This window comes from Herbaspirillum sp. GW822-FHT03A08, from assembly GCF_058801885.1.
The window spans coordinates 539,503-559,773 of sequence record NZ_JBXANR010000003.1 but is presented as its reverse complement, the minus strand read 5'-3'; the positions used below and the strand labels follow the sequence as shown (position 1 = coordinate 559,773).

The following is a 20,271-nucleotide window of genomic DNA, read 5'->3' as shown; positions in this document are numbered from 1 at the left end:
GCAAATAAAATAAGAACGTTCATCCCCAAGGAATGTTTCGCACGTCGATTAGCAGCACCTCCACCGCAACGGGGCGTGGACTGATCACCAGTCCGCCCGGCAGCTGGATGCGTCGTCGGTACACCGCGTTTGATGACACCTTTGCCCCATCGAGGGTAAGAATAGGATTTCCACCGCCGCTGCCCGGTGCGCCAACAACAGCGGAGTCCGTCAACATGAACGCATACTCCCCCTGCGGGATGTCCGCGAGCTTATAGTCGGGTGGGAGGCCGAGTCCGGCAGGGATAACACCTGCGATCTTCATCACAGGAATCCCCGAATCAAACGCAAGCGTTCCGTCCGGCCCCCAAATCTGCCGTCCGTACCGATTGCCCGATGGCGAGAGCGCGGATCCGATCTTATCGAAGAGGATCCACTGAAACGTGCCGACGCCAGATGTCACCAAGCGATAGCTGTAGCTATCACCATTGCGGACAACGCTCTGCACACCAACCCATACAGTATCCGAGCGGAATGCCAGGAGGGGATGCTTTGCCGTAACTGGTAGCTCCAACGCAAAATAATAGGGGTCCGCACTCGTCGTAAAAAGTCCTTTCGCCTTGAGTGAATAGTTGAAAAAATTGTGACTGACTTGAAGCACTCCATCTGCTCCGTAGTTCTCAAAACCTCCATCCATCTAATAGACTCCATAGACAATAAGACCGTTGACGTTTGGGACACCGACGTCGGCATCATTTGCCGCCGTCCAGCTCAAGGTGGTCCCGGAAATCGAGATCACCGGAGCTGGCCGACCGCGAGCGCCCGGCACGTTGTATCCACGAAAAATGAAGAACGGGCGGCCAGTGAGGAAGCGCGGCTCGTTGATGCTACCTGCGATCAGCCCCGTCTCAATGGAGCCCAGCACCCGCCCCACCTTATCGGTGAAATCGAGCGTGAGCTTGCCGTTCTCATCAAAGAACTGAGTACCTACCGGCATCACCAGACCCCTTCGCGCATGCGCATCACGCCGTTGACGTCATAGACAATCTTGAGCCCGCCCGATTCTTCGGTGCGAGCCCCCGTCTTCGCACTTTTAATCGTGACATTCCCATCGCCGTCAACGATGAATTTATCGTTGATGTTGATCGAACCGCCCTTGATGTCTCCAGTGATCTTCACACCGCGAAACTCCGCGTTGCCGTTTCGCCATATCTTCCAGCCAGCAACGTCCGCAACGTAGTTATCCGACGCCAACGTGTCTGATATCTTCGCCATCGTGATCACCGCATCGGCAATGTGTGCCGTTCCGATTGCCGCATCCTTGATGTTTGCACTGTCGATGATTGCCTGCCCGACGATGGCCTGCGCAATGGTCGCGGCATTGATAAATGCCGCGTTGACGTACACGCCGGGCTCTACCTCTAACCCGCCGATGGTCGTCTTCGCGGTGATGATGGTAAACATCGCAGATGCATTCTCATCGTCGCTTGCGGCCACGAAGAACTTATCCGCCAAAAACGCGACCTCTGATACATCACCATTGACGCCAATGGCCATGCCTGCGACCTTCTTGTTCACACTGGCCTTGAAGAAGATGTTGGCGCTCGTCCCGTCGATACTCTGCATGATCTGCTGCACGGCGGCAGTGTTGCCCCCGACAGTCGTCTGCACCGTAGTTACGAGTTCCGCCATCACGCGATTTTCTCGATCTCCTTTCGCCATGGCTAGAAGCTGAGTCGTTGCGAGCGCGTCCTTATCTCCTGTTGCATTCCTTTGTTGCGCCATCAACTGAGCGACCGCGGCTTCGGGAAATTTCTCGGCGAGATCGGCGACATACTCAATCTTGCCGCCGAGCTCAGCAGTCAAATTCGACTCTTTGATGACACCATCGGCCACTTCGCTGGCGACGTTCTTCGGAATGACGACGACAATGCTCGGAGTCAGCGTCAACTGATCCTTGCCGAAATCGTCGTAGCCCGCCGCGTACAGATAGTAGGTATCTCCCTGCACCAACGAGGCCCCTTGCGCCTCTCCCAAAAATGCCATGGTGCCAGGAGCATCGAAGTCGGCGCTTTCGACGGTAGGCACGAAGGCCGGATCCTTGCTTGCCCAAACCAATAGGCCCGCGTAGTCGGCATCAAGGGGACGAGCGCACTTGAAGACGATAGACTGATATCCCACGTCGATACGGATCCCTTCGAGCGCACCAACCTGTTCATTGGTCGCAAGGACCTGCGCCCATGGTCCTGTCTTTCCAGTGATTGCTCGACCGCGTACGCGGAACACCAGTTGCCGCCAAGGGCCTCCATCCGCACGCATGTCCGAAGCCGAATAGGTAAACGCATTTCCAGACACGGCAGTAGCGGTTCGAACGAGCTCAATCGGCGTTCCCGCCATCATCTGAACATCGTAACTGTCCGCACCTTCCAACAGGTCCCACGAGATCGCCGAGTCAGATCCGATCCACTCGCCCGACATGCGCAGGTTTTCGACTGCTCCGAGTGGCGCGCCCTCGATGAGATAACGATGTGCGCTGACCTTGGAAATGTCCTGCAATCCACCGCCGTACTTGTTGTAGCTGACCAGCTTCACCCAGATCAACTTGCCGAGCCACGAAGTCGGATAGGTGTACTTGAAGACCGCTTCGTCCAGTCGCACAAACGGAGAGCCGATAGCATGCTCAGCAACGTTTGTCCCGTAAGCACCTCGGACCAAGTACGACAGATCGTAGGTGTTGATGCCGGTCAGTGTGGCATTTGCATATGCCATGTACTCGCCGTCGACGTACGAAAGCGTCAGCAGATCTCGCGCATTGTCTTCTGTCCCTCCAAGTACCGTCGCCCGCGACGCCGACAAATCGACAGACAGAACATTCAGCGTGTCGACCGCCGCGCCAAGTCCTAGCGGCTGCGACAATGACCCATAGCGCGCAGGGCCTTGCACCCGACCGACACGCTGATAGGTGGCGTTATCCGTCGACACCCAGACATCAGCGCCACCCCAATCAACTCCGCCGGCTGTCGCCATCCAGATCTGCGGTGCGTTCTGGGTCAATTGCAATGGCGCTTCGAACAAGACCGGAACCGTAGCGTTACCCGGTTCGATGGCGAAGTTCGGAATGTTCCCCTCGACGGTCGGAGGTGCCTGCAATGACGGCGTGTTCGTGCCGAGCGGGTAATCCTCCGCATACACCGTGAATGCACCCGTTTCTTCATCTTCGTCGATCTGGGTGATCAGAACAGGCACGCCGTTGAGCTCTCGGTGCGGATAAGTCAGCGTGACGACATCCATCGGCTCCAACAGCGCGAAGTTCCAAGGCAATTTGAACTCGTACTCATTGCGCACGCCCAGACTGCGATGCTTGATGAAATCGGCAACCTTCTGCGCGACACTGGCCTCCGCAATCTCCGGCATATCGACCACGTCCTTCTGGCGCAGCTCAGAGTTTTCAATATCCGCCTGATCTTGACTTGTCGCTACGTTGTCGTTGTAGTCGAGCCCTCGGTCCGAGTACCTTACCGGAATGCTGTTGTAACACTCAGCCTGATCGCGCCGCTTCACCGTCACGGCGTCGCTTGAACCATCGCCCAAGAAATGGTCTTCTGTCAGTGCGTAGACCGGAGCCAAGGCAGGCTTAAAGTCCGCCAGCCCGTTGAAGACCCGCACGTCCGAGTAGGGAACGATCTTGAATATCCCGCCCGAATAGACGCAATCCGAAAAGCCGATGTCCAGCAGGTTTCTCAGATACTCTGAGGCGGCCTTTTGCTCGGTATAGGCCGGGCTGATCCAGATACTACTTGCCAGACAGAAGGCTCGGAACTGCTCCAATCCGTCAATGGTCGACGGATCGAAGCCTAGCCCTTGGTCCTGATCCGTCAAGATCGAGAACACTACGTCCGCGACCTCTGCATCTGCAACGGTAGATCCGGGATACTTCGCGCCGATGGTATTCGTTGCGACGACCTCTAACGAATGATTGCCAAAGGAGGCGTTATCGCCCAAATCGAAGTTTCCTGACGCCACGTACGCGGTGTCGCGATACGACAGCGCCCTGTCGGGATGCCTCGATCCCATGTAAGGCCACGGGGCCTGCACCCGGTCGCCGGTATACAGATCCAGCCGCAGCCCGGACATCGTAACGATGTCCTTATCGGCCCAGACGCGCCCTATGCCCGCTATCGGGCCGCTACAAAGCGCCATGATGGTTGCGACTGTATAGGTATAGGTGGTATTCGTCGGAGCGCTGCCGCCGCCCTTGCCGCTCTCTTGACGGGACGTGTGCGGCGTCGCCGTGAAATCCACATAGTCGATGACGTTCGGTGAAACCCGGTTCGTCCCGAACACCCATGGCTTCGGACGCCCATAGCACGATGTCTGCAACTTCAGCGACGATATGACCGGGGCCGAAGTGTCCATCATCTTGTTGCCGCCGAATAGTCCGCTCATTCTCTTACACCCTTATTCTGTAGAACTTTCTCAATCGCGAGGACAATGCCTCACTCTTCGACACATCCGTCAAGATCACGCTGCGGTGCTCCAGATACGAATGCACAACTACCGGCCACTCCACGACGATTGCCGCATGGCTGACGCAACGCCCAAACTTGAACGTCGCAACATCACCTGGCTGCGCATCGCCCACGACCTCATCAGCGTAGGCTTCGAGCCACTGCAAGTACCGCTCGTCGTCTCGATGACAATGAAAGTCGTGCGGGTAAGGGCGCGGGTCCAAATCCATCGGGACCAGCCCGCACTCTTGGAACGTTGCTACAAGCAGCATGGCACAATCAACCCCTGCGCCCTTCACTGCCTGCATGTGGTGATACGGCGTTCCCATCCAGCTCATCGCGGCGGACACTACGCGCCTCTGATCCTGCGGCGTCATACGATAGTCTCCGGTGCTGGTACGTACGGCGTGCCCTTGAAGCGCAGCTCGACGCCGGGTCCAAACTTCGCACAGCCACTCACCTCCCGCGTTCGGTCGCAACCTGCTGCGGCGATAAAACTGTCGCCGATATGCACATCGAAATTCAGAGGAAAGGACAGCGTGATCAAACCGTGATCCTCGACGTAGCCTTTTATCGAACGGCGAACACCAGTGTTGGAGCCGCTGGTGAACAGCAAGTCCCCAAGCGCGAAGAAACCGTCAGCCATAGATAGGGAGGTACGGAACTGATAGCGGCTCAGAACCTCCTGCACAGCACCGTTGCGCGAGAACTGCTGGCGGCTTACATCGCATCCCGGCGAGTACAAGCGTCGGCTGCAGCCGGGTTGAAACGTCTCGCAAGGGATCTTTGTATCAAAGCGCGATGCGTCCGAATTTACCTTCATGAGAATGGTGGGCTTATTGTCTTGTACGTCCGCTGCCTTGCCTTTGAAGATAACGATCGTCTCGGCGGGCTCGCCCCACGCCCGCATGTATGCGCGATAGATCGTCACGACCGCGCCGTCCAATGCGCCAGAGCGAACCGCTGTGGGCCACGAGACGCCCGACACCATATCGCTGTCATTGACTTTGATGTTGAGGTCCAACGTACTGACCTGCATGCCGCGCACCAGATTGTTTCTCGCCCCGGTGATGCTCGGCCCGGAGCTGCTGAACAGCGTGCCATTGGCGTAGATATCCACGTCCGCATTCGTCCAGTTGTACTCCGCGCCACTGCCCAGACGAAACGTAAACAGATGACTGCGAATCGCCTGCTGGCCGGACAAAATGTCTCGCAAATTCGCTGTGCTTGCTCTCATATCTTTCTCCCAAGACTAGCCTTCAGCCCCACCTTGTTGTTGCGCCACAAGTTCAGATAGAACTTCTCGAAATCGACCGCATCGTCCAAGAAGCGCGCCCGGTAGTAGTACGAACCCGTCCACGTGATTGCCCCCGCCGCTGGCGGATTAATGAAAACGATGACCCCTGTATCGGTCACCGCGTAGTCGACGCCGACACTCTTCGGCACACCACCGACCTTGACCGCTTCGATCTGCTTAATATTCATCACGGGCTCGACTGACTCCAAGTCGAACCCGCGCAGCAGCTGGAACGCTGTCACACTCCCATCGCCCACACCGATTAGCTGGTCCTCTACACGATTATCTTCAGGATGCTCATAGAGAAAGCTGTCGAACGATCCCTTGCGCGCAAGGAAGAATGCGATGAGCGGCTTGAGCTCATCGGCGTCCGGCCTATTGCGCAGGAATTCGTACTTGAGAGAGAAGTCGTAGACCGGCGACGCCATAAATGCAGTCCGATACTCCTTGCCGTTGACGGCTGTCTGAATGTCGGTTCTGAAATTCGGCGTCCACAGGGTCCCCAAAGCGAGACCCGGAAACTTCGGAAAAATTACGTTGCTCATGTTGATCGCTTCGAATAGTTTTTAAGCTCGCTGGCAATGACCCTGATATTTCGCCGGATGTCATGCTCAGTGAGTCGCCCGGAATGATCGTTGTACGTGATCGAGGGACCGCCACCACCGCTGCCGCCATCACCACCGCCTTCGATAATGTTTCGGAAGCCGTTCGCATACTTGGCAGGCAAAATCATTTCCTCGGCATGGGCCTGCACGAGCGGATTCACGCCGGACGGAATGTCATAGCCGCCAGACGCTGACGCGATCTTGCCGACGAGCGCCAGCACCGTCCCGGTCGCTGCAATCGCCATTGCTGGAGCCAGGAACGGACCCACGTACGGAATCGCTGCAATGGACTTGTAGACATTCGCTGCTGTTTCATATGCCGAGGTGGTGATATTCGCCGTTGCGGTCGCCCCCGTTGTACCCACGGACACCGCCGCCGCGCCGAGTTCAGTCGTCGTGCGCACAGCAGCGCCCGCCGTCGTCGCCGCCGTCATTCCCGTCTCCTTCATGAGCCACGCGACCAGCGGCTTCGTGACAGCCTCCTGCACGAACGTCATACCTATCGACTTGAACGCCGAACCTAATGCCGCTTTCATCGACATCGAGCGCGTCACCATATTGTTGAAGAAGGCGACACCCTGCTGATTCATGCTCTGGAAGAAGTTCGTCGCAGGCAGATTTTTCTCTGTCGTAATCTCGCTTGCCAAACGGCTCTTAGCCACTTGATACGAGCGCTCCTGCTCCAGCAACTGCGCATTGAGCTGAGCGTATGCGACGGGATCCTTTGTCGGGTCGATGACGCTCCGTTTTTGCTCTAACGCCTGCACCGCGATATCGTGCATCTGCGCTTGAAACTGCACTTCTTGCTGAAGCAACTGCTCGCGGGTCATGCCGCCAAGACTGTATTGGAGCTGAGCTTGCTCCTTTTGAATAGCCAGCGTGGTTTCGAGAGCGCTGCGTTCGTCGCCGATTTGGATGTCCAGCAACTGCTGGCGCTGCTCTCGGAATTGCTTTTGCACAGCAATCACTTCGCGCTGTGCGTTCGCGTACTCTTTCGAATCAGCCCCATAGCGCGCCCTCGTCTGCGCCGCGATGTTCTCGGCAATCGCCAAGGCCCCTTCATAGTTCTTTTGCATGTCCGCCATCGCGGTCTTCTGCGCGGCAATCTGGGCAGCGAACGACTCGCGGCTGATCTTCTCTTGCGCGTCGTAGTATTTGTGCTCGACGGCGTAGCGCTCTTGCGAGCCTGCTTCAGTCAGAGATTTCTTGCTCTGCCAGAACTGCGCCTCACGCTCCAGGCTGAACTGGATGTCCGTTCCTTCAAGTGCATTTTTTTCGCGCAGCGCGAGCTTCTGCTTCTCCAGTTCGTTTTGCCACTCGGACACGCGAGAGGTGTCGCGACCCTCTTTGTTCGCCTTCGTAAGCGCGCTCATATTCGGAACGAAGGACGGCGCCTGCTCAGTTTTCTTAGCGCGCATAGCCATGGCATCGCGTGGGTCTGCATTCGCGGCCCAATCACGCTGCGCCTTCATCGCCGCCATGGACTGGCCGACGAACCGCTCCATGTTGTTCGCGGGCTTGTTCCAGAGGTCCGCGTACTTTTGATTCGCTGCCTCCACAACGCGATTACGCTCTTCCGCAATCGCTTTCAGACCATCCAAGATATGCTTGTCGTTGCCCTGCCCTCCCAAGGTAGCCTTGTAGGGCAACTGAGCGCCCTCTACAGCCATCTTTGCAAAGTAGCGCACATCCGCACCAACGGAGGCGAAGCTGCCACCAATCGCCGCAAGCGTCGACGGGATGACCTTCAACACGTCGCCGAGACGCGCTGCGCCCATCGCTGCGTCGTCCAGCCATTCGATATACGCAGAATCGGCGCTCGCTCCCTTCGTCGTATCGCTAAGGCCCGCCGCCGCCTTGCGTGCATCCACCATCCCGGAAGTGAACGCCACTAGCGTCGGCAGTACATCGTTCGCCAGCCGCATGGCGAGGCCTTGCCCCGCTGATTGCAAGCGGGTCAGATTGTCGTTGAACTCCTCAGATGCGCGAGCCGCTTCGGTGCTGATCACCACGCCGAATTTCTCGGCCTCTTTTTGCAGAGCCTGAATACCTTCTTTCCCTTGATTCAGGAAGGGGATCAGATCCGCGCCAGACTTACCGAAAACGCGCATGGCAAGCGCCGTTTTTGTCGCCCCATCTTCCATGCCCGCGAAGCGATCAGCCAGGTCAAGCAGAATGGCGTCGTTCGCCCGGACCTGCCCTGCCGAATCGCGGACGCTGACCTTCAGCGCATCGAACGTTGCAACGCCTTCTTTGCCCCCGGTCGCGGCATCCAAGACTGTCTTCGACAGTTTTGCCATGCCTCCCGTCAGAGCCTCCGTGCCAACATCTGCCAGCTTCGCAGCATAGGACAGTGACGATAATGTCTCGACGGCCATCCCCGCCTTCTGAGACATTTTGTTCATTTGATCCGCCAGCTCGATCTGGTCGTGGATCTTGTTCACAAAGCTGATTCCTGCCATCGCCGTGCCGAGGAACCCCAACACGTTCGACGCCTTCATGACGCTATCGACGAGTCCGTTCGCGCCCTTCGATAGGTCATTGAGCTTACCCGCGGTCTGAGCATGCATGGTGCCGAAAGCGGTGTTGATCTTTCCGGCGCTATCAGCTGCCTGACTGCTCATCTGCTTGAAGCCTTCAATCCCCTTTGCCTGTGCGGAGGTCAGACTTGCGGCATCGCCGGTGATCTCAAAATTGACTTTCTTATCCGTCATGTTCGGTGCTCAATAAAAAAGGCCCGCCGATATTTCTATGGCGGGCCTTGGTGAGAATGGAGTCGTTCGACATACCGACTTGAATGTGAAAACTTATGTCAGAATTGCCGCTCGCAGCCCACCACAACTAACTACAAGGACTGAAAATGAAGGCAATATTCCTATCGGTTGTTACCGGATTTCTGACGCTTGGATGCGCAGCGTTCGACGACGATGGCAAGCCGATGCGCTCTGCCGAAGAGCGCGCTTGGCAGCGTTCTGGCTCCATGCTCCCGATGCGCACGAAGGAGCAGGCAGACTTCGAGAAGGGGCAACAGCGTGCGATGGGCATCGACTGGCGGGCTTGGTAGCTAACGCGAAAAACGCCGCAGTATGTTTTCATCTTCTTCCGGGTCATCGACCCTCTGCTGACGACTCCCTCCCGATTCTTCCCCTCCTCCACCATCGGCGCTCGCCGATGGTGAAACTCCAAACAGGTTCCTCAGCAAGACGCCCATCGCAATCTGCATCGGAAGATTGCGAGTGAGCGAGTCGTACATCGCCCACGACTCCCCAAGCGTCCAGCCCCATACTTCGCTCATAGGCTGTCCGCTCAGATAAGCTAGGTCGGCGGTGTCTCTGTTCCAGTCAAGCTCCCAGATTGGAACGCCGCCATCGCTTTTTTTGACGCCTCCAGCGTTTGGAAGTCACTGTTCAGGGCCAACCATGCGAGAGGCTGATTCGCGCTGTTAAGCAGCTCGTTGAACTCTGCCTCGGATAGGTCTGGGTAATTCAACTTGACGCATTCGAAGATCAACTCCGCCTGCGCTTCGAACACATCAATGGACGAGGTGAATTCGCCCTTTTCCAGCTTGCGGAAGGTGTCTTTATGCTTATTGATGAGCGCCCGCGTAATGGGATGGACACACAGCACTTTCTCCCGCGTGAACTCCACCTTCAGGCCGATAGGCGTTTTTACTGTCGCTCCCATTACGCCCCCGCCTGTGTCGGCACGGTCGACCAGTGCCACTCGAACGGGACGCCGCGACCATCGGCGGCGAGCGAGAACGAGAAGTCGGGCATCGAGTAGTCGTTCTGCTTGAAGCCGAACTGCGTAGAATCGCACGTGCAACGAGGGCAGATCATTGTCATCTTGCGACCATCACGATACTGCTTGGAGAAGATCCCTCGGAAGTTGACCGTCGCACCGGCCAGCTGGTTAGTGACGATGATCTTCTCGCCCGTGGAATCGGTCGCCAAGTAATCTACGACCACTGTCTTGTCTTCTTGCCCTGCATGGAACAGGTACGTGCCGGTCGACGGCTGAACCGCGTACTGCCCGGCTTCAGGCACGCCAGTGACCAGCGTCAAATAGCGCAGGGTGGCACCATCACGCACACCGAGGTTTTCCTGAAACTTTACGCCAGCCTTGACGACATACTTGCCGTCTGTCACGACGCCCTGCTCACCTTCTTCCAGGAGCGTCGCGCCGGTCGTCTTTTGCTGCCCCAGAAACAGTTCATTGACGACTTCGGGGTCCAGCTGGCCGGACTTCGCCTTACCAGTGATGTCGACTGTACCCGTCGCGGTGTCGACAGCGAACTGGTTTTCGCCCATCAACTTCTTTGAATCGCCCTTGAAATCGAAGCTGGTTTCTTGCATCGTCATGATGCGACGGGGCTGACCACTCGCCCCGCTGACGTACAACGCGCCCGTATGGAACACGATGTTCGAATTTACCTGTTGGTCGTTCATAAAAACTCCTTGTATTGAATGAGTGGTGCGCTAGACGGGCTTAGATAAGTCGTCGCGCCGCACGGGATAACTGATGCGAATGGTTTGTTCCTCGCGAATCAATAGTCCGTCGCTCTCGCGCCGGTCAGGTTTCGCTCGGTCGCCCGTAGTAATGACGCCGCAAAGGGACTGGATTGTTTTAGAGGCCCAGATTCGTGACACGGCATCCTGCCGCAGACCGTCGATCAGGCGAACTTGCTCGATGCCGTGCGCGTAGATCTCGACACTGAGCTCAAGCTCTCGTAGATCCTCAACCTCCCCTATCGACTGGAGCAGAACATCGTCGCTATCGAGCAAGCGGACGCACGGCATATCCTCTCGGTTGAAAGCAGCGATGCGCTCCCGGTCATGAACCTCAACGACTCCTGCGATACCTTGCAACGCTGCGAGCGCGGCGACGTAGATTCGCTCTGTAACTGTGATGGTCATTGCTTCCTCAGCTCTGCTTTTCGAAACACACCGATACGATCAGCCTCCGGTGGCTGGCTGACGAGGTATGTCACCCCGTCGACCACGACAGGTGCGTCCAGCTTGATACCGGCGAACCGGGGATCGTCCGATTCAAGCTGATAGCCGGTATCGACCACCGCGTCGCCCAGCACGAGGGACTGAGGCTGATACAACGCCGCAATGATGTCGAACGTGCTTCCGTCGACTGTTACCGTCGCCGTTCCCATCATCTTGTGCCGGGCAAACACCTTGGCGAATCTCCTCGCGTCGAAACCCATGGTTTAAGCGGGCGCAGGGATGCCAGACAGAGCAACGGCAGCAGTCTTATCTGCCGCGACCTTGTCACGCCAGAAAACGCCCACGAGAATGTTGTTCAGGGCGACATCCGTGATGCGTTTGTTCGTGTTGTCCCAATAGGCGCGAGAACCGATAGCTGCGACAGAAGTGTCCAGCGCAGGCAGTTCGTACACACCACGCACTTTGTATTCGCCTTGCTCGTTGGCTGCGTACGTGCCGGTTGCAATCGCAGCGATTGCGCCGATGATCAGCAGATCGCCGGAGTTAACTGCAACGCCCAAGGCGACCGACAGCGATTTACCATCTTGAATGAGATTCTGCATTTTTGAGATCCTTGAAAAAGAAAAAGAAAACGGTCCGCACTAGCGGACCGCATTGTTCAGACTTACCGCCTGCCAAACCGCAGGGCCTTAGCCGCCCTTGTTCTTTTGCAGCCCGCGATGATCAATCGCCTTTGCTGCAAAGTCGATGCGCCCCTTCACCTTGAGACCTTCGACATCAGGGTCGGTCCACTGCTCAGTGAACAAGCCTTCTTCGCCGTCGAGGTGTGCGAATTCCACGGTATCAATTTGATCACGGTCCGCGATCAGATACCACGACTTCGGATTGTTCGCATCGAGGCGAGCCTCTACGACCGGGGTCAGAACGCCTTGGAAGGGGTTCGTCATGGAACCTTGGATCCCACTGACTTCACCGGCCACTGGCAAGTAGGCGTTACTGGTGTACTGGTACGCCAGCGTTTCGAGCGCAGCGGGAACGAGCAGCGTGCGCGGTGCCAGGTTGAGGGTACTACCGCCCGGCGACTGCTTGACGCGCATCGCGGCGCGCCCTGCGGACAGCGTGTCCATACCAATAGCGCCGCCCGGATCCATCAGATTTCCATGCTTGGAATGGAACAACGGAACACCATCGGACATGTTGCCATTGCCAGTCAGAACGCCGTAAACCAGATCTGATTCCATGTCTGCGGCGGCGCGACCGAAGAACTGCGGCACACGCTGCAACGCGGACAGATCGTCGTTGATGATCATTTGTCGGGTAAACGCCACGATCTTGCCGTACGTGCCGAGCTGAATGACTTCACCACCCGCAGTCAGCTGACCATACTTGTATTCGCCGTTCTCGCCGACACGTTCGAACTTGGTGGCGGCATCGAAATTCGCACGTGTGACGGCGCGGAAGTCGCTGAGCGTACCCGGGGTAGCCCAGCTTGTGAAGGTCTTCGGTGCGGACTGATAAGCGCGGCGCAGTGTGCGTGTAATCACCGCGCCGAAAATCAGCGGCAGATCTGAGGTTGCCACGCCACGGTGCGTCAGGCCCAGCGCAATGCCGCTCATTTCCATGGTCGACATGCCGCGAGTAGAGATACCGACAGCTTCCAGACCTTCACGGGCCAATTCACGCAGCGTCATGCCGCGATAAGCGCGACCGGCATCTGTGAGTTGAACCAGTGACGGCGCTACGCGATTCTGCAAGGCGTTGGTCATGGCTTCGCGACGAACCTCCGTCTCATCGCGAACTGTTTCGATGCGCTGACCTTGTACGTTGCTTGCAGCGCTCCGCTGCGCCATGCGGCCCAGAATGTCGGCGTTGACAGCTTCGACACTCACACCGCGCTGCACATAGCCGTCGATGAGGCCGTTCTGATCTTCGAGGGTGCTGGCGCGGACGGACGTGGTAATCAATTGCACGCGAGTACGTTCGGCTTGGATTGCGTTCGCGTGGTCAGCGTTTTGCGTGACATCCGGCGCTTGTGCAGACGTCTGCACTTGTGCCGGGTTCGCTTGCGTTGTCTGCGCTACTTGTGGGGCGACGGCGTTTGGAGCCGCCTGAGTTGTGGTTCCGGACATTTCACTTCCTTTCGAGGTTTGTTGCACGGCGGCTGCCGGGCTGTTTGACGGGATGTCATTGGTTGCGAGACCGCGAGTCACAATCGTGCACTCGCAGGGGTATAACTTGGGCTGGTTTGGGTCGTCGGCGCTGCGGGTAATAGCGCCTGCGTCGGCGTTGATCGGAACCATCGAAATTTCATAAGGCTCCCAATCCGTAGCGCGATAGATCCAGATCGCGTTACCTTCGACACCGGGTGCGATCATCTCGATCTGATAAATCCGCGCGCCGAGTGACACGTTCGTGAGGATCTTGTCCTTCACGTCCTGATAGATCGGCTCCACATCGGGCCGCTTGGAGAATCGCAAGACTGCGCCTCCGCCATCGCTAGGTGCCTCAGCGGACTGCACAACACCAAGGACATCGCCGATGTCGTAGGAGCTGTGAGAGTTGAGCACCGGCGAGGTGCCGGATTGCAAGCGCTGCATGCGGACCGCACCGGGCTCTTGGCTTAATTGCTCCATATAGGGGCGGTCACGCGCCCAATCGTAGCGTTGCACGAGCGCCCCGGTTGTCCATGTGACCTCTACCGTGCGATTGGCGTCATCCACAGCGCCGAGGGGCATCGCCCTCGTCGACAGCGGATGCTGTTGTTGCTCGGTCGTACGTACAAGTTGCGGCATATTGGCCTCTAATAAAAAAGCCCGCATATGCGGGCGTGGTTATGTTCTGGTTGCCGAGACAACTAGACGATTTCGTTTAGCAAGCGGTAGGTCTGATCCTCAGACCGTTTGGTCTGCTCAGGCGTAATCGGAGGAAGGAGTTCATCCTCTCTGATCTCCTCGTCCACAAGATCCGGGTCATAGCCGAGCTGCCTGATCACCTCCCGACGACTCATGACGCGAGACTCCATCAGGATCTTGTAACCCTGCCCCTCGCGCAAAGGATCCAGCAACGGGATGCGAGGCGCAGTCCAATCGTCTGGGGCGACGTATGGCGACGCTAGCTTGCCAGACAGGAATCCGACCAATGCGAAACGATCTGCAATTGGCTCGCATACCTGTGGGATAAAGGTCAGCCACTGGAATTGCTCGATGACGCCCTTATGCTCCATCTTGCCCATACGCCCGCTGGTGAAATTGACTTGCGAGTAATCGCCGGTCAACTGCTCATATGTCACGCCGGTCCCCATCGCAATCGCCCGGAGATCGACACGAAGAACGCTCTCATGCCCCTCATTGCTTGAGGGCGACGCGAAGTTGACCTCCTCGCCGGGCTGCAAGTATTCGATCATGCCGGGGCTGATCGCTTCCACGCGGTGTTTCCCCGCCCCCTGCTCATTGGCCTTGGCTTGTCCCAAACTGAATTGATTGTCGGACGAGGTAACAAACACGGCGAAGCACGCTTCGATTTTCTTTCGGATGAGCTCGGCCTCTTGATACATGTCAACATCGCGAGCCTTCCAGATACTGACAGCCAGTTCCGGGAAGCCGCGAACTTGCCCCGGCCTGCCGGTGGAGTCGAATATGTGAAGCACGTCCGTTGCCGGAACAAATCGACTGACAAGAGATTTCGCTATCCCACCGACTTCGCCGGGATGCTGATCGAACAGCCAGTAACCCGTACGCTGCCCAAGCGCGTCGAACTGCACACCGGTAATGCAAAATCCGCCGTCAAACTGATACGTCTTACTACTGTCCAGATGATCCGCTTCCAGCACCTGCAACTGAAACGGCACTTCGAAACCATCGTCAAGCCGCCGCGTTCGCAGCCGAACCAAGATCTCTCCGCTCTCCCAAATGGCGCGGGCAATCTGCGCTTGAATCCCGGCGAAGTTGAGCCGGCCAGCAGCGTCGCACTTCACCCGCGACCACCGCTTCCACAACGCTGCAGCCTTTGCGTCCGAGAATTTCGGCACAATGCCCGTGCCGACAATGTTCGACACAAGCACCTTGATTGCCCACTTGATATAGCCGTTGTTGCGAACGAGATCTCGCGAACGATTTCGCATGATCGTCAGCGAGTCACCGAGCTCCGCGTTCGCGTTGCCGCTCCCGGCCTTCCAGCCGCTACCGCGACTCCCACGCTGTGCGCCGTTGAATGCACGACTGACCGCTCCCAGGAGCGCTCGCGCTTTTGCTCGTCGCACCCCCGTATCGGGCCAGACGTATCCGATCACTTTGTCGAGGTAGTTCATCTCAAAGCCCCTCTACGACAGCAACCGACGCACCGCGCCGACCGCTCCCGCCTGCGAGTTCCGCCCGAACCAGATTACGAGCTCGAACAAGCTCATTAATGCTGCGGTACGTGATCTTCTTTCCGTCATACTCGACGATGAGCTCGCCACTGGCGACTGCATCGTCCAAGGCATCGAGCTGCGATTGTGAAAAAGCCATAGTTAATTTCCTATCCAGTTTGTTCTACGTGGGATCCAATCCGACGACTGCGAGCGCTGCGGGGCAACAACAGGCGCCGTTTCTACTGCGACGGCAACCTCACCGACCACTTCCAGCTCTTCTTCCGCCGCAATAGGGTCTGCCGAAGACTCCGTAACCACTGGCAGAGGCGCAGCGAACAGGTCTCCAATCCGAGGCTCAAGCACCGATTCCAAAATCATCCAGTCGCGCTCGCTATTCAGATTGATCCGCAAGCGTGGGTGATACGCGCAAGCCCGGTTGTAGACTTTGTTGTCCAAAAACTCGTTACGCAGACGCAGCTTTTCCCATCGGTCCTTTGACGGGTTGTATGCTTCGGAAACGAGCTGCTGGAAGATCTCGTCGTCGAGCCCTGTTGGAAAGTGCATGCGTCGAATCGTCGCTTCAGGATCCTCATCGGCAACAATCGCCGCGAAGATTTGCTGCTTCGCCGTGTCGGTTCCGACTGACCAGAGCTGCACGCCGTTGGCGTACGTCTTGCCATTAATGGTCACGTCCTGCTGAGTGGGGCGACCGATGACAGGGCGATGCTGCTCTTTCGCACCTTTGACGGCGAACACTCCGCGATGCTGACGCATGCGGCAGTAGTCATACACCTCTTGCGTGTGATGCCCCCCTGAGTCAACGGCCATAAGCTGAATGCGCATGTCGATGCCGAACGTGTTGGTCAGCGGACGATCTAGCAGCTTGTCCAACTCTTCCCATGGGGCCGAGGTCGACGGATCGCCGTTGATAACCACGTGGTCGATGGTCCAGTTCTGCATGTTGCGTCCCCAGCCGTCTATGGTCAGCTCCAAGCGATCACCCTGCGTGTCGACCGCCGCCGTCAGGATCAAGCATCCCTTCGGAATGGTGCGAAGCTCATAGCCGCCTGCCCGATCACGAATCTTCTGCCAGCGAACCTCATTGCTTCGGTCCTTCCAGCACTCGGCGAGAAAGTTATTCGTGAACGCGATGAGCTTCGGAATATCCGTCTGCGCCGCAATCCAGTCACGTACCGCCTTGACCCACGGACGCCAGCCAAGAGGTGCATACATTGCGCTCAGATGGAAGCTCGCGGTCTCGCCGTCGCCGACAGCAGTCGGCATCCAATAAGCCGAGGTGTATCCCGCCTTCCAAAGATGCTCCGGGTTGCCGGATCCGCAGTCGATACAGTGATAGACGGCGCTGTCAGGATCGTCTTTCGCCCAACGAAGTTGCCGCCATTCGAAGTACTGCGGATGCCCGCAGTCCGGGCAAGGCACGAAGTAACGGCGCTGATCGCCGCGCTTGTACAGCTTGTCGATCTGCGAACGCCCCTCGATGGTGGGCGTGCTGTTGGCAAAGATCTTGGCGCGCTTGCCGAAGTTGCTCGTCCGGTTGTCCGCCAGATCGAGTGGATTACCCTGCCCGTCGACGTTCATCAGATACTCGTCGATCTCTTCGAGCAGGACGTAGCGGATAGTGGTCGACTTCAATCGACCCGCCTTCATCGCGCTGATGAGATTCAGCATCCCGCCCGGAAACTTCTTGCGCAGCTTCGTGTTCTCGCTACCCTTCTTGTCCGGGTCGCGCACGCGTCGGCGCAGCTCAGGGGTCGAAGCGCGCATCTGCTCAAAGCGGTCGAGCACCCACTTGTCGGCGTCATCCTTCGTTGCGAACACCGCGAGCATGTTCCCGGCGGCGCTGGTGATGCTATGGCCGACGAAGTTCTCGCCCAAGGCAGAGCCGCCGAGCTGGTGGCCTTTCATGAAGCCGACCCAGCGCACATTGCTGTTGTCGAACAGCGTTGTGTCGTCATGACTGCGGCGCGTGGTCGCGCTCGGCGAGCCGGTCAGCGCGTCCATGATGCCGACCAAGTACGGGGTGCGTTCGTTGCGCCACTTGCCCGGCTCCGGGGTGTCAGCCGGAAGGACACGATGACGGGCCGACCACTCGGCGATGCCGATCTTCTCGTCAGGGCGGATTGCCGCCGCTATTGTCCGCAGAAAATCGTCAGTCGCCCCCATCCTCCGTGTCCTCGTCGTCGTTGTCGTTGAGCACTGTGCTCAAGTCAATGGCGAGCAGTGCGTTCGTAAGTTCGGTTTCCAAAATTTTTTCAATCTTTAGCGGGTCAGTCTCAGCAGCAAGCGCATCTTTGATGCGCGGCGATACATTCACAACAGCGTCGCGAATCGTGCGAAAGGCGGTGAACACCATGCGCTTTGCCTCCGCGAGATCGAGCGTGCGAGCCGACAGCATGTCGAGCTCGATCTGTTCCTTCTCGGCGCGGATCCGCTCGCGGTTCGCCCGGTGGCGCTGGTACTCAGCCCCCGACGAGCCCGCGTCGCCCTCCTCCGGGTCATCCTCCCCCTCATCAGCAGGAGGACGAAGCCGAGCGTCTGGCGGTAGCCGAGCGATGTCGGTGTTCAGCGCCCAAGCGCGGTCCGCCTCGGCGACGTTGATCTTTCCCAGAGGTGTTTTTTTGATCCGCCCGGTCGCAATGGCTTTCTGAACTGCGCTGAGCGCCACGTTGCGATGTCTTGCGTAGGCGCGCAGGCTGATGTCGACTGCTGGAGTCTCGTTTGAATTCATCGTCAAAATCCCAAGTGACCACCGACCACCAAGTGACCACCCTAAAAAAAATCAGTAAGAATCGAAAGCACGTGCTGCAAATTACCCATGAGCCAAGAACTCCGGGAAGGACCCAAGGCCCGGAAGGGCCTGACCTTGTTGCTTATCGCGCCGAACGCAGAGCCAAGTCCCACGCATCAGAAAGATTGCGTAGGAATCTTTCATTGACCGTGTGCTCTGCGAGCTCCGAGAACTCGAAGCGGCGCTTGTACGTTGCGCTCTGTATGAAGACGAGGACGGGAACAATCTTTGTATTGTTGTCGACCCGTGCGTAGATGCCAGGAGGAAGAGAGCTCCCTCGCGGCGTGCCTTTGAATAGGCGCTTATGATCGCCAGAACTATTGAGGTCGCGGGCGAGCTTGAGGATCTGTGCGCGGCTGACGTTGCCGTACTGGTTGACTGAAGCTCCAGCTCCCGGCACAGCGACCGCCGCACCGGATATGGAACCGAACTTCTGCTCGAAGCGCTTCACGTCACGCTTACCGCCATCAATCTCTGAGATCAGATACCTTGCTTGCGCGTCCTTCAGGAATACCACGGACGTGAGGCTTGTCTTGCGCGCTGGCGAGAATCCCACTGCTCGGCGAGTAAATGGCGTCGGCTTGTCGAAGACCTTGGCGATCTCCGATGTCTCGACACCGGCGACATCCTTTGCCGTGTCGGTCAGGGCCTTGGCAACAGCGAACGGAATCTGTTCGGTCTTGAAGTCTTCCATCCAGCCCACTACCTCACGGATGTTTGAGCGGAAGTCGACGCGCATGTATGCCTCACTGAGCCGGATGTGCAGACGTTTGCACAAATGAAAAAGGGCCTGATCGATCTCTCGAAAAGGCCCTTCACGTTTTCCAGAGTCAAGCGCCCCCACTAAGGGGCGTCTATCGACTCTGGGCGCGGATCTACACCGGCATGTAAATTGTTCGTGAGGATATTAGCAGCAGAATCCAGATTCTGCAAAATCTTTTTCAGGTTCGTCCGCGCCCGGCCTAGCACCAGCTTTACTCCCGACCGTCGCAGCATGAGCTTCATCTTTATACGATGCTCTGGGTATTGCCAGACATAGTGATACTGCAAAATCTTGCGCTCATTGAAGTCCGACAGCCGACGCATCGCAGCTTCGACCAGCCAGCCGTCTAGCTCGTCCACGGTCTGTCGAGTGACTGCCCCTTGCGGCACGATCAACCCAACAGCAATCTTCAGCTCCTCCTCGCGTGCCATACGCTGAGCGACATACAAGCGCGCCCATCCTGCGCAATATGCAGCGTCGCTTCCGCTTGACGAGCCGAGTAAGACGCGTCGCCAATTATCCATGCGCTTCGTGAATTCAAGCTCCTCGATTGGATTCTCTTGCGCTACATGAGCGGCAGGTTTTGCCGCGACGACTGGCCCGCTTTGCCCCAGAACTTCTACATACTCTTCTCGCATTCTTGGCTCCATGAACATCTTAAATTTTCCCCTTGGGCAAAGCGCCCGGTAACGTGAATTGAAAAACTGTTGGCGGCTCTGAATAGGCCTGATCTATTGGTGTGACATAGCTAATCCCTCTCTCGTCCCATCTGACAGCGACCGTTCCCGTTCGCGCCCTTGTTCCTACCTCCTGCCCGTTTTCCTTTGCGTAGAAAACCGGCTCACCCTTCATGGCTCGGCGTATCTGTCGGTCGACAGGTAGAAGACCGTATTGGCGGCGCAGACCTTCCACCCACTCCGCTGTTTTCGGCATTTGCTCGCGAACTGGCTTCGTCATTCTTTCCACCTTTGCAAGTGTCAACACCATCAACATTAGTATTCACATTC

General features: G+C 57.5%; 20 protein-coding genes. 1 reads left to right on the top strand and 19 read right to left on the bottom strand.

Features of this window, described 5'->3' with window-relative positions; all coding sequences use genetic code 11:
• Nucleotides 1-19: 19 nt before the first annotated feature.
• Genes AC1RN6_RS11730 through AC1RN6_RS11700 form a run of 7 tightly spaced genes read right to left on the bottom strand, consistent with a single transcriptional unit; the run spans nt 20 to nt 9,103 of the window.
• Nucleotides 20-676 carry a hypothetical protein gene (locus AC1RN6_RS11730; protein ID WP_493005472.1) on the bottom strand — a complete coding sequence of 219 codons (657 nt, stop codon included), beginning with the start codon at nt 674-676 and terminating at the stop codon, nt 20-22.
• A complete protein-coding gene (locus tag AC1RN6_RS11725) occupies nt 677-976 on the bottom strand; it encodes a hypothetical protein (protein ID WP_493005470.1) in 300 nt (99 codons plus the stop codon).
• Entirely contained in the window at nt 976-4,425 is a 3,450-nt protein-coding gene (locus AC1RN6_RS11720; protein WP_493005468.1) for a phage tail protein, read from the bottom strand. The genes AC1RN6_RS11725 and AC1RN6_RS11720 overlap by 1 nt, the downstream gene beginning before the upstream one ends.
• Nucleotides 4,426-4,429: 4 nt before the next feature.
• On the bottom strand, nt 4,430-4,864 hold the full coding sequence (locus AC1RN6_RS11715; protein WP_493005466.1) for an NlpC/P60 family protein: 435 nt from the start codon (nt 4,862-4,864) through the stop codon (nt 4,430-4,432).
• Nucleotides 4,861-5,724, bottom strand: coding sequence for a DUF2163 domain-containing protein (locus AC1RN6_RS11710; protein WP_493005465.1), 864 nt, complete (start codon nt 5,722-5,724; stop codon nt 4,861-4,863). Before AC1RN6_RS11710 ends, AC1RN6_RS11715 begins: the two co-directional genes overlap by 4 nt.
• A complete protein-coding gene (locus AC1RN6_RS11705; RefSeq protein ID WP_493005463.1) occupies nt 5,721-6,329 on the bottom strand; it encodes a DUF2460 domain-containing protein in 609 nt (202 codons plus the stop codon). The genes AC1RN6_RS11710 and AC1RN6_RS11705 overlap by 4 nt, the downstream gene beginning before the upstream one ends.
• Nucleotides 6,326-9,103, bottom strand: coding sequence for a hypothetical protein (locus tag AC1RN6_RS11700; RefSeq protein ID WP_493005462.1), 2,778 nt, complete (start codon nt 9,101-9,103; stop codon nt 6,326-6,328). The genes AC1RN6_RS11705 and AC1RN6_RS11700 overlap by 4 nt, the downstream gene beginning before the upstream one ends.
• 146 nt (nt 9,104-9,249) lie before the next feature.
• On the opposite strand from AC1RN6_RS11700, the gene AC1RN6_RS11695 reads away from it, so the two are divergent.
• Nucleotides 9,250-9,453, top strand: coding sequence for a hypothetical protein (locus tag AC1RN6_RS11695; protein WP_493005461.1), 204 nt, complete (start codon nt 9,250-9,252; stop codon nt 9,451-9,453).
• A gap of 251 nt (nt 9,454-9,704) precedes the next feature.
• On the opposite strand, the gene AC1RN6_RS11690 is transcribed toward AC1RN6_RS11695, so the two are convergent.
• The 12 genes from AC1RN6_RS11690 to AC1RN6_RS11635 form a co-directional block, all read right to left on the bottom strand.
• Nucleotides 9,705-10,073 (bottom strand): hypothetical protein, encoded by a 369-nt coding sequence (locus AC1RN6_RS11690; RefSeq protein WP_493005459.1) that lies wholly within the window; start codon nt 10,071-10,073, stop codon nt 9,705-9,707.
• On the bottom strand, nt 10,073-10,837 hold the full coding sequence (locus AC1RN6_RS11685) for a hypothetical protein (protein WP_493005456.1): 765 nt from the start codon (nt 10,835-10,837) through the stop codon (nt 10,073-10,075). Before AC1RN6_RS11685 ends, AC1RN6_RS11690 begins: the two co-directional genes overlap by 1 nt.
• Nucleotides 10,838-10,867: 30 nt before the next feature.
• Nucleotides 10,868-11,305: a hypothetical protein gene (locus AC1RN6_RS11680; protein ID WP_493005454.1), complete on the bottom strand. Its 438-nt coding sequence runs from the start codon at nt 11,303-11,305 to the stop codon at nt 10,868-10,870.
• Complete coding sequence (locus AC1RN6_RS11675) at nt 11,302-11,604, bottom strand: hypothetical protein (RefSeq protein WP_493005452.1); 303 nt, start codon at nt 11,602-11,604, stop codon at nt 11,302-11,304. The genes AC1RN6_RS11680 and AC1RN6_RS11675 overlap by 4 nt, the downstream gene beginning before the upstream one ends.
• Nucleotides 11,605-11,607: 3 nt before the next feature.
• Nucleotides 11,608-11,946 (bottom strand): capsid cement protein, encoded by a 339-nt coding sequence (locus tag AC1RN6_RS11670; RefSeq protein ID WP_493005450.1) that lies wholly within the window; start codon nt 11,944-11,946, stop codon nt 11,608-11,610.
• An 87-nt stretch (nt 11,947-12,033) separates the two neighbouring features.
• Entirely contained in the window at nt 12,034-14,136 is a 2,103-nt protein-coding gene (locus tag AC1RN6_RS11665; protein WP_493005448.1) for a prohead protease/major capsid protein fusion protein, read from the bottom strand.
• Nucleotides 14,137-14,198: 62 nt separating this feature from the next.
• Nucleotides 14,199-15,650 carry a phage portal protein gene (locus AC1RN6_RS11660; RefSeq protein WP_493005447.1) on the bottom strand — a complete coding sequence of 484 codons (1,452 nt, stop codon included), beginning with the start codon at nt 15,648-15,650 and terminating at the stop codon, nt 14,199-14,201.
• A 1-nt stretch (nt 15,651) separates the two neighbouring features.
• Entirely contained in the window at nt 15,652-15,849 is a 198-nt protein-coding gene (locus AC1RN6_RS11655) for a phage head-tail joining protein (RefSeq protein WP_493005445.1), read from the bottom strand.
• 2 nt (nt 15,850-15,851) lie between these two features.
• On the bottom strand, nt 15,852-17,876 hold the full coding sequence (locus AC1RN6_RS11650) for a phage terminase large subunit family protein (protein WP_493005443.1): 2,025 nt from the start codon (nt 17,874-17,876) through the stop codon (nt 15,852-15,854).
• Entirely contained in the window at nt 17,863-18,441 is a 579-nt protein-coding gene (locus AC1RN6_RS11645; protein WP_493005441.1) for a hypothetical protein, read from the bottom strand. Before AC1RN6_RS11645 ends, AC1RN6_RS11650 begins: the two co-directional genes overlap by 14 nt.
• Nucleotides 18,442-18,583: 142 nt before the next feature.
• Nucleotides 18,584-19,240: a hypothetical protein gene (locus AC1RN6_RS11640; protein ID WP_493005438.1), complete on the bottom strand. Its 657-nt coding sequence runs from the start codon at nt 19,238-19,240 to the stop codon at nt 18,584-18,586.
• A 104-nt stretch (nt 19,241-19,344) separates the two neighbouring features.
• Complete coding sequence (locus AC1RN6_RS11635; RefSeq protein WP_493005436.1) at nt 19,345-19,902, bottom strand: hypothetical protein; 558 nt, start codon at nt 19,900-19,902, stop codon at nt 19,345-19,347.
• Between the last annotated feature and the right edge of the window lie 369 nt (nt 19,903-20,271).

Excerpts from the sequence above, each read along its gene's own strand:
- AC1RN6_RS11680 (WP_493005454.1), bottom strand. The coding sequence starts at position 11,305 with ATGACCATCACAGTTACAGAGCGAATCTACGTCGCCGCGCTCGCAGCG.
- AC1RN6_RS11695 (WP_493005461.1), top strand. The coding sequence starts at position 9,250 with ATGAAGGCAATATTCCTATCGGTTGTTACCGGATTTCTGACGCTTGGA.
- AC1RN6_RS11670 (WP_493005450.1), bottom strand. The coding sequence starts at position 11,946 with ATGCAGAATCTCATTCAAGATGGTAAATCGCTGTCGGTCGCCTTGGGC.
- AC1RN6_RS11720 (WP_493005468.1), bottom strand. The coding sequence starts at position 4,425 with ATGAGCGGACTATTCGGCGGCAACAAGATGATGGACACTTCGGCCCCG.
- AC1RN6_RS11675 (WP_493005452.1), bottom strand. The coding sequence starts at position 11,604 with ATGGGTTTCGACGCGAGGAGATTCGCCAAGGTGTTTGCCCGGCACAAG.
- AC1RN6_RS11635 (WP_493005436.1), bottom strand. The coding sequence starts at position 19,902 with ATGCGAGAAGAGTATGTAGAAGTTCTGGGGCAAAGCGGGCCAGTCGTC.
- AC1RN6_RS11705 (WP_493005463.1), bottom strand. The coding sequence starts at position 6,329 with ATGAGCAACGTAATTTTTCCGAAGTTTCCGGGTCTCGCTTTGGGGACC.
- AC1RN6_RS11730 (WP_493005472.1), bottom strand. The coding sequence starts at position 676 with ATGGATGGAGGTTTTGAGAACTACGGAGCAGATGGAGTGCTTCAAGTC.
- AC1RN6_RS11690 (WP_493005459.1), bottom strand. The coding sequence starts at position 10,073 with ATGGGAGCGACAGTAAAAACGCCTATCGGCCTGAAGGTGGAGTTCACG.
- AC1RN6_RS11645 (WP_493005441.1), bottom strand. The coding sequence starts at position 18,441 with ATGAATTCAAACGAGACTCCAGCAGTCGACATCAGCCTGCGCGCCTAC.
- AC1RN6_RS11665 (WP_493005448.1), bottom strand. The coding sequence starts at position 14,136 with ATGCCGCAACTTGTACGTACGACCGAGCAACAACAGCATCCGCTGTCG.
- AC1RN6_RS11660 (WP_493005447.1), bottom strand. The coding sequence starts at position 15,650 with ATGAACTACCTCGACAAAGTGATCGGATACGTCTGGCCCGATACGGGG.
- AC1RN6_RS11725 (WP_493005470.1), bottom strand. The coding sequence starts at position 976 with ATGCCGGTAGGTACTCAGTTCTTTGATGAGAACGGCAAGCTCACGCTC.
- AC1RN6_RS11715 (WP_493005466.1), bottom strand. The coding sequence starts at position 4,864 with ATGACGCCGCAGGATCAGAGGCGCGTAGTGTCCGCCGCGATGAGCTGG.
- AC1RN6_RS11685 (WP_493005456.1), bottom strand. The coding sequence starts at position 10,837 with ATGAACGACCAACAGGTAAATTCGAACATCGTGTTCCATACGGGCGCG.
- AC1RN6_RS11640 (WP_493005438.1), bottom strand. The coding sequence starts at position 19,240 with ATGCGCGTCGACTTCCGCTCAAACATCCGTGAGGTAGTGGGCTGGATG.
- AC1RN6_RS11650 (WP_493005443.1), bottom strand. The coding sequence starts at position 17,876 with ATGGGGGCGACTGACGATTTTCTGCGGACAATAGCGGCGGCAATCCGC.
- AC1RN6_RS11710 (WP_493005465.1), bottom strand. The coding sequence starts at position 5,724 with ATGAGAGCAAGCACAGCGAATTTGCGAGACATTTTGTCCGGCCAGCAG.
- AC1RN6_RS11700 (WP_493005462.1), bottom strand. The coding sequence starts at position 9,103 with ATGACGGATAAGAAAGTCAATTTTGAGATCACCGGCGATGCCGCAAGT.
- AC1RN6_RS11655 (WP_493005445.1), bottom strand. The coding sequence starts at position 15,849 with ATGGCTTTTTCACAATCGCAGCTCGATGCCTTGGACGATGCAGTCGCC.